The following is a 12,595-nucleotide window of genomic DNA, read 5'->3' on the forward strand; positions in this document are numbered from 1 at the left end:
CAGAGCGGCATCATGAGGACACTCCACCCTCGGGCATCGCCCCGACACCGGGATATTCGGCCATGATACGCTCCGAGCTGATCAAGGAAATCACGGACGAGTTTCCAGGGCTGACCCTGTCCGATGTCGAAAATGTCACCGACATCATTTTCGATTCGATCGCCGAGCAATTGTCGGGTGGTGGCCGGGTCGAACTGCGCGGTTTCGGCACCTTCAGCGTGCGCGCGCGGGAGGCTCGCGAAGGTCGCAACCCGCGCACCGGCGCGCCTGTATCGATCGCCGCGAAGCATGTGCCGCATTTCAAGGCCGGCAAGGAATTGCGCGACCGGCTCAACCCGGCCTAACCCGCTCCCCGTCTTGCCACCTGCCGTCGGCCGAGGTAATCCCTGACCCACGGGACAAACGCGGCGTCCCGTTCAGGCGTCCCTCGCCCAAGTGTCGCGACTGGTTTCGGCGCGGCACGTCCGGGTCGAGAGGGACGAGGGCATGGCACCTGCATTTTCCGAACTGACCCGCGTGTTTGCCCGCATCGGCTGCCTAAGCTTTGGCGGGCCCGCCGGACAGATAGCGCTGATGCATCGCGAACTGGTCGAAGAACGCGGCTGGATCGAAGAAGGCGCCTATCTGCGTGCGCTCAATTTTTGCCATCTCCTGCCGGGACCCGAGGCTCAACAGCTTGCCACCTTCATCGGCTGGCGTCTCGCCGGAACGGCGGGCGGCCTGGTTGCCGGACTGCTGTTCGTCATTCCCGGCGCGCTGACAATATTGGCCCTGTCCTTCGCCTATGTGGCCGCAGCAGGCACCAGCTGGTTCGACGGCCTGTTCCTCGGCATCAAGGCGGCCGTACTGGCGATCGTCGTGCAAGCGGTCACCCGCATCGCGGGGCGGGCGTTGAAGGGGCGCGCGCATGTGGCGCTGGCCATCGCTGCCTTTGCCGCGCTCGCCCTGTTCAACCTGCCTTTTCCCCTCGTAGTGCTGGGCGCGGGTGCCATCGGCATGATCTTCCTTGCCGCACAGAGCCATGCACCACCGGCCGCTGCCCCTGTTGCCGTCATCGGCACCGCCACGCTGCTGTGGCAGACCGCCAGGACCGTGCTCGTGTGGCTTGCCATCTGGGCCGCGCCGGTGGCTCTGGCCATTATCACGCTCGGCCAGGACCATATTCTGGTCTCCATCGCCGCCTTCTTTTCCAAGCTCGCGGTCGTCACCTTCGGCGGCGCCTATGCAGTGCTGTCCTACATGGCGCAGGAGGCGGTGCAGACGCACGGCTGGCTGTCCCCCGTCGAGATGGCGGACGGCCTCGGCCTCGCCGAAACCACCCCCGGCCCGCTGATCATGGTGACGCAGTTCGTCGGTTTCCTCGGCGCGTGGCGCATGCCCGAGCCATTTGCGCCTTGGCTGGCCGCGCTGCTCGGCGCCGGCATGACCACGTGGGTGACGTTCGCGCCCTGCTTCCTGTTCATCTTCGCGCTTGCGCCGTGGATCGAGCGGCTGGAGCGCGCGCGCCGCCTGCAGGCCGGTCTCTCGGCCCTCACCGCAGCAGTGGTCGGCGTCATCGCCAATCTGGCGCTCTGGTTCGCGCTGCATGTCCTGTTCAGCCGCGTCGGCCGGGCAGCGGCAGGCCCGGTCGACGTCGCGGTGCCCGACCTTTCGACCATCGACTGGCGGGCCGCAGCCATCGCCCTGCTGGCCTTCATTCTCACCTTCCGAGTGAAGCTCGGCACCCTGCCCTTGCTGGCCATCTGTGCCGCTGCCGGTCTCATCGCCCGCATCGCATCATAACCCGCCCTTGCCCCGCGCCGCGCATGCTGCAAGGGAGAGGCACGTGCGGACGTGGCGGAACCGGTAGACGCAGCGGACTTAAAATCCGTTTTCCCCTGGAAGTGCGGGTTCGAGTCCCGCCGTCCGCACCAGATGCGTTGCCTTTTACGACGACAATTGCCTTTTGCGCCCGACCAAGTCATGCTCCACCAAGCAAGGAGTGAGCATCGATGCAGCAAAGCAGCGGAAATCTGCTTGAACAGATATTGAGCGCGGCGTTCGATGTTTTTCGCGGGTTTCATCGCTTTGACGGGCGGTCAACACGCTCGACACTTGTTTTCGGATACATATTCATCGGTTTGATGGTCACCGGTCTGGTTATTTCCATGGCGGCGATCGGACTGGCTGCCCCCCAATGGCTGGTGCCACTGCTGACCGGTTGTCTTTCAGGGGCCTTGCTTATCCGCCGACTGCATGACGCCGACTTCAGCGGATGGTGGTTGCTGGGTCCACTCATGCTGATCCCGGCAAGCCTCTATGCCGACTATGCAGGCGTACGGTTTCCACCGACCGGCAATTTCAGCGCCACCGTCCTGATGGATGTCAGCAATCTGGGCTGGATCGCGCAAGCCGTGCTTTTGCCGTTTATCTCGTTGGTGGCGTTTTGGCCGGGCACGGTGGGAGACAACCGGTTCGGGGCCAACCCGCGCGCCGCCGTCCTGCCGGACAGGCAGGACGCGACCATCTGATTTCCATTGCAACTACCGGCGGCTCCGCCCTATCTGCGCAACACAGTCTCGCCCTGAGACATAAGCGAGAGAGAGGATCGCCCCCCGATGACCCGCCCGATTGCCCTGCTGCTGGCCGGCTCTGCCGCCATCGCCACCCTGTCCGCCTGCACCCCTGCCACCACCGCGAGTGAACCCGTGTCCGCATCCGCCGCCCCTGCCCCTGCCGCTACCGGCAACCCGCTGGCTGCCGCCTTCACCGGCCCTTATGGCGGCGGGCCCGCCTGGGATCGGCTCGACCCCGAACAGTTCCCGGCCGCCTTTACCGAGGCGATGGACGAATGCCGCAGCGAAATGGCGGCGATCCGCGACAACCCGGCACCGGCCACCTTCGAGAATGTCCACCTTGCCCGGATGCTGGCCTGCCAGAAGCTTGGCCGGGTCTACAGCTATTGGGGCGTTCAGACCTCCAACCTCTCCAGCCCGCGCGTGCAGGAACTGGAAGCCGAGTGGGAACCGCGCCTGTCGGCCTTCTTCGATGAGCTGCGGCTCGACGACAAGATGTTCCAGCGCGACAAATCGGTCTACGATCGCCGTCACACGCTCGGCCTCAACACCCAGCAGATGCGTATCGTCGAGCGCAGTTACGAGGACTATGTCCGCAACGGCGCCAATCTCAACACCGAACAGAAGGCGCAGCTGAGCGCGATCAACACCGAGCTTGCCGGCCTGTTCGCCCAGTTCGGTGCAAAGCTGCTCGCCGACGAACAAAGCGTCATCACCATCACCGACGAGCGCCGCCTTGCCGGTCTGCCCGAAGCGTTCAAGGCCAGCCTGGCCGCCGCCGCCGGCCGCCCCGGCGCATGGGCAATCAAGAACACGCGCTCATCGGTACAGCCGGTGCTGCAATATGCCACCGATCGCGCCTTGCGTGAGGAGGTGTGGCGCGCCTTCACCAATCGCGGGGACAATCCCGGCGCGAACAACACCGGCCCGACCATCGCCCGCATCCTCGAGCTGCGCCAGCAACGGGCACGCCTGCTCGGCTTCGAAAATCACGCGGTGTACCGCATGCAGGATACCATGGCCGGCACGCCAGACCGCGCGATGGACCTGATGATGCGCGTCTGGCGTCCCGCCGTCGCCCGCGTCCGTGAGGAGGTCGCGGACATGCAGCGCATCGCCGATGCCGAGGCGCGCGCCAACGGCACGCCGCGCATCACCATCGAGCCTTGGGATTACCGTTTCTACGCCGAGAAGGTCCGCAAGGACCGCTACGACCTCTCTGAAGAGGAAGTGAAACCCTATCTCGAGCTCAACAACATGGTGAACGCCATGTTCTGGTCGGCGGGGCAGCTCTACGATCTGGAGTTCCGCGAAAACACCGGCACGATTCCCGTGTTCGAGCCCAATGTCCGCACTTTCGAGGTGACCAACAAGCGCACCGGCGCGCATGTCGGCGTCTTCTACCTCGACAATTTCGCGCGCGACGGGAAGCGCTCGGGCGCGTGGATGACCACCTATCGCGATCAGCGTCGCCTCGCCCCGGCGCAGACCACCATCGCGTCCAACAACAATAACTTCACGCCCGGTGCCAATGGCCAGCCGACGCTGATCAGCCTCGACGACGCCAACACGTTGTTCCACGAATTCGGCCACGCCATCCATTATCTGCTGCAGGATATCACCTATCCCGAGCTCGCCGGCGTGCCGCGCGACTTCGTCGAATATCCCAGCCAGGTGAACGAGAAGTGGCTGATGACGCCCGAGGTGCTCGATCGTTTCGCCAAGCACTGGCAGACCGGCGAGCCGATGCCGCAGGCGCTGCGCCAGAAGATCCTCGATTCGGACAAGTTCAACCAGGGCTTTGCCACGGTCGAATATCTGGCGAGCGCCATCCTCGACATGCAGCTGCACAATCGCTCGACCCCGGTGACCGACATCGCCGCGTTCGAACGGCAGGCGCTGGCCGAGCTGGGCATGCCGCGCGAAATCGTCATGCGGCACCGCCTGCCACAGTTCGGGCACCTGTTCAGCTCGGACGCCTATTCGGCCGGCTATTACAGCTATCTCTGGTCGGAGACGATGGATGCGGACACCTGGGCCGCCTTTACCGAGGCGGGCGGACCGTGGGACCGGACGGTGGCCGACCGCTTCCGCACCATCCTGCTGTCCACCGGCAACGAGACCGACCGCGCCGAGGCCTATCGCGCCTTCCGCGGCCGCGATCCCGATGTCGGCGCGCTGCTGCGCAGCCGGGGTTTCCCGAGCGAGTAAGTCCTCTCCCTTTGGGGGAGGGGACCATCCGCAGGATGGTGGAGGGGCAAGTGCGGCGTTGCGTGACCACATGTAGCAACCGCGTGCCCCTCCACCAGCTTCACTGGTCACCCTCCCCGTTCCGGGGAGGAACTGGTTGCCCTGCTCAACTCCCCCCGCTACCGCCCGCGCCATGTTGAGACGCCTCTACGACTGGACCATGGCCAAGGCCGCGCATCCGCACGCCACCGGCTGGCTGGCCGCCTTCAGCTTCATGGAGGCGAGCTTCTTTCCGATCCCGCCGCACCCGATGCTGGGGCTGATGTGCCTCGCCAACCCGTCGCGGGCCATCACCTATGCGCTGATCACCACCTTTGCCTCGGTGCTGGGCGGCCTGTTCGGCTATGCGATCGGCTATTTCCTCTACGATACTATCGGCACCTCGATGCTCGCTGCGCTCGGCCTCGCCGACAGCTTCCCGCAGGCGGCCTGCTATCTTAGGCAATATGGCGCGGAGATCATCCTGGTTAAGGGCGCCACGCCGATCCCGTTCAAGCTCATCACCATCACCGCCGGCTTCATCCACATGGATTTGTGGACCTTCATCTGGGCCAGCGTGCTCAGCCGCGGCTTCCTGTTCCTCGCCGTCGGCATCCTGTTCCGCATCTTCGGCGCGCCGATCAAGGCATTCATCGACAAATATCTCGGCCTCGTCACCGCCGGTTTCCTCATCCTGGTGGTCGCAGGTTTCGTCATCGTCGGCATGAGCGGCGGTGAAGCCAAGAGCGACGCATGCTCGGGCGCGCAGGTGACGGCAGCGGCCTGACCCCCATTCCTATTCATCTCTGCGTAACTTAGCACTCGCAATATTCCTTCAGTCGATTACTCTTTGCAGAAGTAATCGGAAACAGGGGGGGGACAGGCGATGCCACGAAGCGCTTGGGCAGTTTTACTGGCGGCCATCGGCACACCATTGCCGGTAGCCGCGCAAACTGATCCCACCCCCGCCACGGCGCCGACAACGGCGCAGGGCGATGTCTCGGTCACCATCTACAACAATAATCTCGCCCTGGTGCAGGACGTTCGCCATATTGCATTCGGCGCCGGCCGAGTCCGCACCGAATTTCCTGATGTTTCGGCGCAGATCCAGCCCCAGACGGTCGCCTTTGCCGCCGATGGCACCAGCATTCTCGAGCAGAATTTCGATTACAGCCTGCTTTCGCCCGATTCCCTGATGCGCGCTGCGGTGGGGCAAACCATCACCATCGTTCGCACCAATCCCGCGACCGGCGTCGAGACGCGGGAGCGCGCCACTGTGCTGGCGGTCAATGGCGGCGTCGTATTGCGTATCGGCGAGCGGATCGAGGTGCTGCGCGATGACGGTCTGCCGGTACGGGCGATCTTCGATTCCATTCCCGCCGGGCTGCGCGCCCGGCCGACGCTGTCGATCACCGTCGACTCGGCCCGTGCGGGGGCGCGTCAGGCAAGCTTGCGTTATCTGACCAGCGGGCTCGCCTGGAGTGCCGACTATGTCGCGCTGTTCGATGAGCGTGCCGGCCGCATCGATGTGCAAGGCTGGGTGACGCTGACCAACAACAGCGGCACCACATATCACAACGCCAATACCGTGCTGGTCGCAGGCAGCCCCGGCGAGAACACCAACCGCGGCTATGCCCAGCCCGCGCCTGGCCGCGGTGTGCTCGCCGCACCGGGCACCGAAACCTCGACCCGCGAACGGCTCGGCGATTTCTACCTCTATCCCATTGCCGGGCGCACCACCATCGCCGCCAGCCAGACCAAGCAAGTCAGCTTCCTCGACGCGCAAGGGGCGCCGGCGCAGCGTATTTACCGCTACTTCGAAGATGGCTTCAACAGCGACGAGGAGGCGCAGAGTGTGGAGAGCGCCATTGCCTTCTCTGCAGCGTCGCAGGGCGGCCTGGGCGACGCGCTGCCGGCCGGCACCGTCCGCTTCTACCAGCGTGACCGCAATGGCGCGCCGCAATTCATCGGTGAACGCGCCATCGGCCACACCACGCGGGGCAGCCGCCTCACGCTCGTCACTGGTGAGGCGTATGATGTCAAGGTATTGACCACCCGTGTCAGCCGCGAGCAATTGACCGCCGAACAATGGCGCAGCGCCAGCCGCCGCACCATCACCGCGCCGGGCGAGGTGACCCGCGTCATCAGCACCGAAGTGCTCGAGCGGCGCCCCTATTGGCGCACCACAATGCGCTATACGCTGACCAATGCGCGCCCCGAAGCGGTGACGGTCGATCTGACGCAGACCGGGCTCGACTGGTGGTATGGCGCGACGCGCATCGTGTCCGAACCGATCGAAGGCGTGACCGACCGGCAGGGCGAACGGCGCTGGTCGATACCCGTCCCCGCCAACGGCGAGCGGGAGTTCGTCGTGGTGTATGAGACGCGATACTGAGGGGCGGGCTGATGGCCGCTGCCTCAGGTCCGGAACAGGCCAGTCGTCATTCCCGCGTGGGCGGGAATCCATCCGCTGTGGGGCCCGTCTGCACTGGCATCAGATGGCTTCCCGCCTTCGCGGGAATGACGAAATTGGCGTGGATAGCCCTGCTTTGTCTTGCCGCTCCCGTCACCGCCCAAACCCCGCCCGCCACCATCGTCCGCTCCTCGACAGTCGATGGCACCAGCGTCACCGTCTACCGCGCGCCATATCGCTCGAGTGGCGGCAGCATCGACCTTGAAGCGCTCGAAGGCTTCGCGCTGATAACCGAGACCCGCACCATCACCCTGCCACAGGGCGCAGCCACCATCCGTTTCGAGGGCGTTGCCGACGGCATCATCGCGGTCAGCGCGCTGGTCAGCGGCTTGCCCGGCGGGGTGGTGCAGAAGAATCGCGACGCCGCCCTGCTCTCCCCTGCGTCGCTGCTCGATGGCAGCCTTGGCAACCGTGTCCACCTTCGCCGGACAATCCGCGCCACCGGGGCGGTGAGCGAACAGGATGCGATCATCCGCAGCGGCAGCGGCGGTGCGCTGGTTGTGCAATCAAGCGAGGGACTGGAGGCGCTGCGCTGTTCGGGCATGCCCGAAACCATTCTCTATGACGCAATCCCCAGCGGTCTCGGCAATGTTCCGGTGCTCAGTGTCGATACGGTCAGCCCTGCCGCGCAGACGGTGACGATCACGCTGACCTATCTCGCCACCGGCTTCGACTGGTCCGCCGACTATGTGCTGCGCGTGGCTGAAGACAGCGACCGGGCCGACCTGTTCGGCTGGATGACCGTCGCCAACAGCAACCGCGCGACCTTTGTCGACGCACAATTGCTGGGGATTGCGGGGACGCTGAATATCGACAGCGATTTCGATGAACTGGTCGAGGTGCAGGACGAACCGTATCTCAACCTGACCTGCTATCCGCTCGACGGCACCAGCACCGCGCCCGTCGAACGGCTTATCGGCCTGCCCGGAGTGATGCCGCTCTCCGCGCCTCCGCCGCCCGGCTACGCCTGCGAAGACGATTGTGCCGACATCATCGTCACGGGGGCACGCCGCGCAGAGATGGTGTTCGACGTACCGGTGGCGGTCAGCGCATTGGCAACCGAAGAGGCTATCGGCACGCTCCGCCTGTTCCGCGTGCCGTTCCAGACCACAGTCGCTGCCGAGGCGCAGAAGCAGGTGGCCTTTCTCGACAGCCGCGCCATCCGCACCACCCGCGTGTATCGCGCGGAGGCTGACTCATGGGCCTATCGCGACCCGCCTGTCCCGCTCGATATCGTGCTAAAGATGCGGAACCGTGAAAGCGATGGTCTCGGTCGCTCGATCCCCGCCGGCAGCGTCGCCATCTTTTCCGAAGACGGCCGCCTGATCGGGCTTGACGATCAGCGCGACCTGACCGTTGGTGAGGACTTCGAATTCACTCTGTCACCATCGCCACAGGTCAGTTTGACAGTCATCCGTCCCCCTCGCGATGACAGCGACGATGCCGTCGAACGCATTCTCACCGTCACCAACGCCAATCCTTTTGCCATCACCGCCGAAATCATCATCGAAGATTTCGACGAGGAAGACTGGCTCATCGAACGCCGCCAGCGCCGCAGCATCTCGGTCATCCGTGGCAACCGGACCTGGACGACGCGGGTTCCTGCGAACGGCAGCGCGCGACTGAGGCTATATAATCCGGACGAGGATTGAACGAACGAACCAGCTAATGCGGATGGCCGACCACCCTGAGCGTGTCGAAGGGCTGCCTTTTCTCTCCGTGACAGCGAGAAGCGACAATCCTTCGACACGCTCAGGATGGTCGGATCTGGGAAGCAGGTCGAATCTCTATCTCGCTGCTCACCGCGCGAACAGCATCGCATCATCCGCAAACGCCTTGAACTCCAGCGCATTGCCGGCGGGATCGCGCAGGAACATCGTCTTCTGTTCGCCCGGCAGCCCGGCAAAGCGGGTCATCGGTGGGTGGACGAAGGTGGTGCCGGCCTGCTCCAGCCGTGCCGCAAGCGCGTCGAACTGGGGCGGAGTCAGCACCACGCCGAAATGCGGCACCGGCACGTCATGGCCGTCGACGCCGTTATGCCCTGCATCGCCACGCTGCCCCGCCACATGATGCACCACCAACTGGTGCCCCAGAAAATCGAAGTCGATCCACTCTTCCGAGCTGCGCCCCTCGGCGCAGCCCATGGTGCTGCCATAAAAGGCGCGCGCGGCGCTGAGATCGTCGACGGGGATGGCGAGGTGGAAAGGGCGCAGGGTCATGGCATCGCCATAGCAGCGTCATCAATCCTCCGCTATGAGCGCCCGCGATGCTGAACCGCCTCTCCGCGCTCGCGCTCCGCCGCCCCGGTCTGACCGCCCTGCTGATCGGTGCCGCGAGCGCCACCGGCTTTGCTCCGCTGGGGCTATGGCCGGTAACATTGGTCGCGCTGGCGCTGCTGCTGTGGTTGCTCGAACATGCACCGCATCACCGCGCCGCCTTCGGCCTCGGCTGGCTGTTCGGGCTCGGCCATTTCACCATCGGCAACAACTGGATCGCCACCGCCTTCACCTTTCAGGCGAAGATGCCCGCGTGGCTCGGCTGGGTCGCGGTACCGCTGCTCTCGCTTTACCTGGCAGTGTTCATCGGGCTGGCGACTTGGAGCGCGTGGGCGGTTTGGCGGGCACTTGCCGCTCACGCACGTCGTCATTCCCGCAAAGGCGGGAACCCAACCCCTGCCGGTGTGACCCCGCCGGACCTGGAGTTGGGTCCCCGCCTTCGCGGGGATGACGAAAGGGGAAGTCGGCTGGCCCTCGCCCTCCTCTTTGCTGCAGCGTGGATCGTCACCGAATGGCTGCGCAGCTGGGTGTTCTCGGGGTTCGCTTGGAACCCGTTGAGCGCGATTTGGGTAGCGCTCCAAAGCGATTCAGCTTCCGTCGCACGCCTCGCCTCTCCTTGGATTGGGTCCTACGGAGTGTCGGGTCTGCTGGTTCTTTTTGCGGGTGGCATGCTGGAATGGCCTCGCAGCCTGTCGAAGCAACAAAGGCAGCGTGAGATTGAGGAGATGGAGAAAAGCCCTGGTAAGACGCAGTTGCTTTGGGGCGGTGTGCTGACTGCGGCCGTTCTCTTTGCGATTTTCTTGCAGAACAATCGGCAGTCTGCATCTACAAACATCTCCGTCACCATCGTCCAGCCCAATATCGGCCAGGGCGACAAATATGACATGGAGGCGCGCGCCGCGAACTTCCGCAAGCTCGCCGCACTCTCACCCCGCCGCGAAGACCAGCCGCCGCGCCTGCTGCTGTGGCCCGAGGCCGCCGTCCCCGACTATCTCGAAAGCGGCTACCCGCTCGACTGGTACATCGAGGCGCCCGCCTTTGCCCGCGCCAAGCTGGCCGGACTGCTGGGGCCGGAGGACGTGCTGCTGACAGGCGCGGTCAAGCTCGATCCGACCGCGGACGGGCGCGACATCGCCTATGCGCGCAACAGCGTCTTCAGCCTCGATGCGCGCGGCACGCTCGGCCCGCGCTACGACAAGTCGCACCTGGTTCCCTATGGCGAGTATCTGCCTATGCGGTCGATCCTGTCGCTGTTCGGTATCTCCCGCCTCGTCCCGGGATCGATCGATTTCCGCCATGGCCCGGGCGCGCGCAGCATCGATCTCGGCCGGTTCGGCAAGGTCGGCGTGCAGGTCTGCTACGAGATCATCTTTTCCGGCCAGGTGGTCGACCGCGCCAACCGCCCCGCCTTCCTGTTCAACCCCTCCAACGATGCCTGGTTCGGCAGCTGGGGCCCGCCGCAGCATCTGGCGCAAGCCCGGCTCAGGGCCATCGAGGAAGGGTTGCCGGTGATCCGCGCCACCCCCACCGGCATCAGCGCGATCATCGATGCAGACGGCCGGGTGCTGGACTCGATTCCGGCCGGCGTCGCGGGCCGCATCGACAGTTATGTCCCCGCCGCCCATGCGCCGACGCTGTTCGCCCGCTACGGCAATATTTTACCTTTGGCCTTCGCAGTTTTTCTGTTCGGCCTCGCCGTTGTCGCCACCATTGCAAGGCCGCGCCGCCACCGCTAAGGGCGCACATAAAGCAATCTTTATATCCCAAGGACACGGAACCCCCATGCGCTCCAGCTTCCTCTTCACCTCCGAATCCGTCTCCGAAGGCCATCCCGACAAGGTTGCCGACCAGATCAGCGACACCATCGTCGATCTGTTCCTGTCGAAGGACCCGGAAGCGCGCATCGCCTGCGAAACGCTGACCACCACCCAGCTCGTCGTGCTGGCCGGGGAAATCCGCGGGCGCGGCATCATGGACACCGCAGGCAATTGGGCGCCGGGCATCGAGGCCGAAATCGAAGCCGCCGTGCGCAACACCGTGCGCGAGATCGGCTATGAGCAGACCGGCTTCCACTGGAACCAGTTCCGGTTCGAGAACAACCTGCACGGCCAATCCGCGCACATCGCGCAGGGTGTCGACGCCAGCGGCAACAAGGACGAGGGCGCGGGCGACCAGGGCATCATGTTCGGCTACGCCAGCGACGAGACGCCGGACCTGATGCCGGCGACGCTCGACTACAGCCACAAGATCCTCGAAGCGATGGCCGCCGACCGCAAGTCGGGCGCCGCCCCCTTCCTCGAGCCCGACGCCAAGAGCCAGGTAACGCTGCGCTACGAGAATGAAGTGCCGGTGGAAGCGACCGCCATCGTCGTCTCGACCCAGCATGCGCCCGGCTATTATTTCCACAATGGCGAGGGCGACGAGGCCCGCTACGCCGAGCTGCGCGACTATGTGAAGGGCGTCATCGCCCGCGTCATGCCCGCGCGCCTGCTGACCGAAAACACCGTTTATCACATCAACCCCACCGGCCGCTTCGAGATCGGCGGCCCGGACGGCGATGCGGGCCTTACCGGCCGCAAGATCATCGTCGACACCTACGGCGGTGCTTCCCCGCACGGCGGCGGCGCCTTCAGCGGCAAGGACCCGACCAAGGTCGACCGCTCGGCCGCCTATATCACCCGCTATCTGGCCAAGAATGTCGTCGCCGCCGGCCTCGCCCGCCGCTGCACCATCCAGATCGCCTATGCCATCGGCGTCGCCGAGCCGCTGTCGCTCTATGTCGACCTGCACGGTACCGGCACCGTCGATGCGAGCGCGGTCGAGGCGGTGCTGCCGACGCTGGTGGCGCTCACCCCGCGCGGCATCCGTACCCACCTTGGCCTCAACAAGCCGATCTATCGCACCACCGCGGCCTATGGCCATTTCGGCCGCACCGCGGATGGCGATCTGTTCCCGTGGGAGAAGACCGATCTGGTCGACGCATTGAAGGCCGCGCTAGGCTGAATTTCCAGTATCCGTCATTGCGAGCGCAGCGAAGCAATCCAGAGCAGACGCAAACCGCA

Annotated in this window: 10 protein-coding genes and 1 tRNA gene; 10 read left to right on the top strand and 1 reads right to left on the bottom strand. The window is 65.0% G+C overall.

Annotated features, from left to right (window positions below; translation table 11 throughout):
• Positions 1-62 precede the first annotated feature (62 nt).
• From AC0QC4_RS01190 to AC0QC4_RS01225, 8 genes are all read left to right on the top strand, one after another.
• Positions 63-344: an integration host factor subunit beta gene (locus AC0QC4_RS01190; protein ID WP_483657821.1), complete on the top strand. Its 282-nt coding sequence runs from the start codon at positions 63-65 to the stop codon at positions 342-344.
• 142 nt (positions 345-486) lie between these two features.
• Positions 487-1,782, top strand: coding sequence for a chromate efflux transporter (gene chrA / locus AC0QC4_RS01195; RefSeq protein WP_483657823.1), 1,296 nt, complete (start codon positions 487-489; stop codon positions 1,780-1,782).
• Positions 1,783-1,827: 45 nt separating this feature from the next.
• Positions 1,828-1,913, top strand: a tRNA-Leu gene (locus AC0QC4_RS01200).
• 78 nt (positions 1,914-1,991) lie between these two features.
• Positions 1,992-2,510 carry a DUF805 domain-containing protein gene (locus AC0QC4_RS01205; RefSeq protein ID WP_483657825.1) on the top strand — a complete coding sequence of 173 codons (519 nt, stop codon included), beginning with the start codon at positions 1,992-1,994 and terminating at the stop codon, positions 2,508-2,510.
• Positions 2,511-2,597: 87 nt separating this feature from the next.
• Positions 2,598-4,766 (top strand): M3 family metallopeptidase, encoded by a 2,169-nt coding sequence (locus tag AC0QC4_RS01210; RefSeq protein WP_483657827.1) that lies wholly within the window; start codon positions 2,598-2,600, stop codon positions 4,764-4,766.
• A gap of 172 nt (positions 4,767-4,938) precedes the next feature.
• Positions 4,939-5,571 (top strand): YqaA family protein, encoded by a 633-nt coding sequence (locus AC0QC4_RS01215; RefSeq protein ID WP_483657829.1) that lies wholly within the window; start codon positions 4,939-4,941, stop codon positions 5,569-5,571.
• Between the two features lie 99 nt (positions 5,572-5,670).
• A complete protein-coding gene (locus tag AC0QC4_RS01220; protein ID WP_483657831.1) occupies positions 5,671-7,179 on the top strand; it encodes a DUF4139 domain-containing protein in 1,509 nt (502 codons plus the stop codon).
• Positions 7,180-7,304: 125 nt separating this feature from the next.
• Positions 7,305-8,909, top strand: a complete 1,605-nt coding sequence (locus AC0QC4_RS01225; RefSeq protein WP_483657833.1) for a DUF4139 domain-containing protein — start codon at positions 7,305-7,307, stop codon at positions 8,907-8,909.
• A 147-nt stretch (positions 8,910-9,056) separates the two neighbouring features.
• Here the strand turns inward: AC0QC4_RS01225 and AC0QC4_RS01230 are convergent, their stop codons facing one another.
• Positions 9,057-9,476 (bottom strand): VOC family protein, encoded by a 420-nt coding sequence (locus tag AC0QC4_RS01230; protein WP_483657835.1) that lies wholly within the window; start codon positions 9,474-9,476, stop codon positions 9,057-9,059.
• A 47-nt stretch (positions 9,477-9,523) separates the two neighbouring features.
• On the opposite strand from AC0QC4_RS01230, the gene lnt reads away from it, so the two are divergent.
• Positions 9,524-11,269, top strand: a complete 1,746-nt coding sequence (lnt, locus tag AC0QC4_RS01235; protein WP_483657837.1) for an apolipoprotein N-acyltransferase — start codon at positions 9,524-9,526, stop codon at positions 11,267-11,269.
• A 46-nt stretch (positions 11,270-11,315) separates the two neighbouring features.
• On the top strand, positions 11,316-12,536 hold the full coding sequence (gene metK, locus AC0QC4_RS01240) for a methionine adenosyltransferase (protein ID WP_483657839.1): 1,221 nt from the start codon (positions 11,316-11,318) through the stop codon (positions 12,534-12,536).
• The last annotated feature ends 59 nt before the right edge of the window (positions 12,537-12,595 follow it).

The sequence above is a fragment of the Sphingomonas sp. jy18 genome, assembly GCF_056931895.1.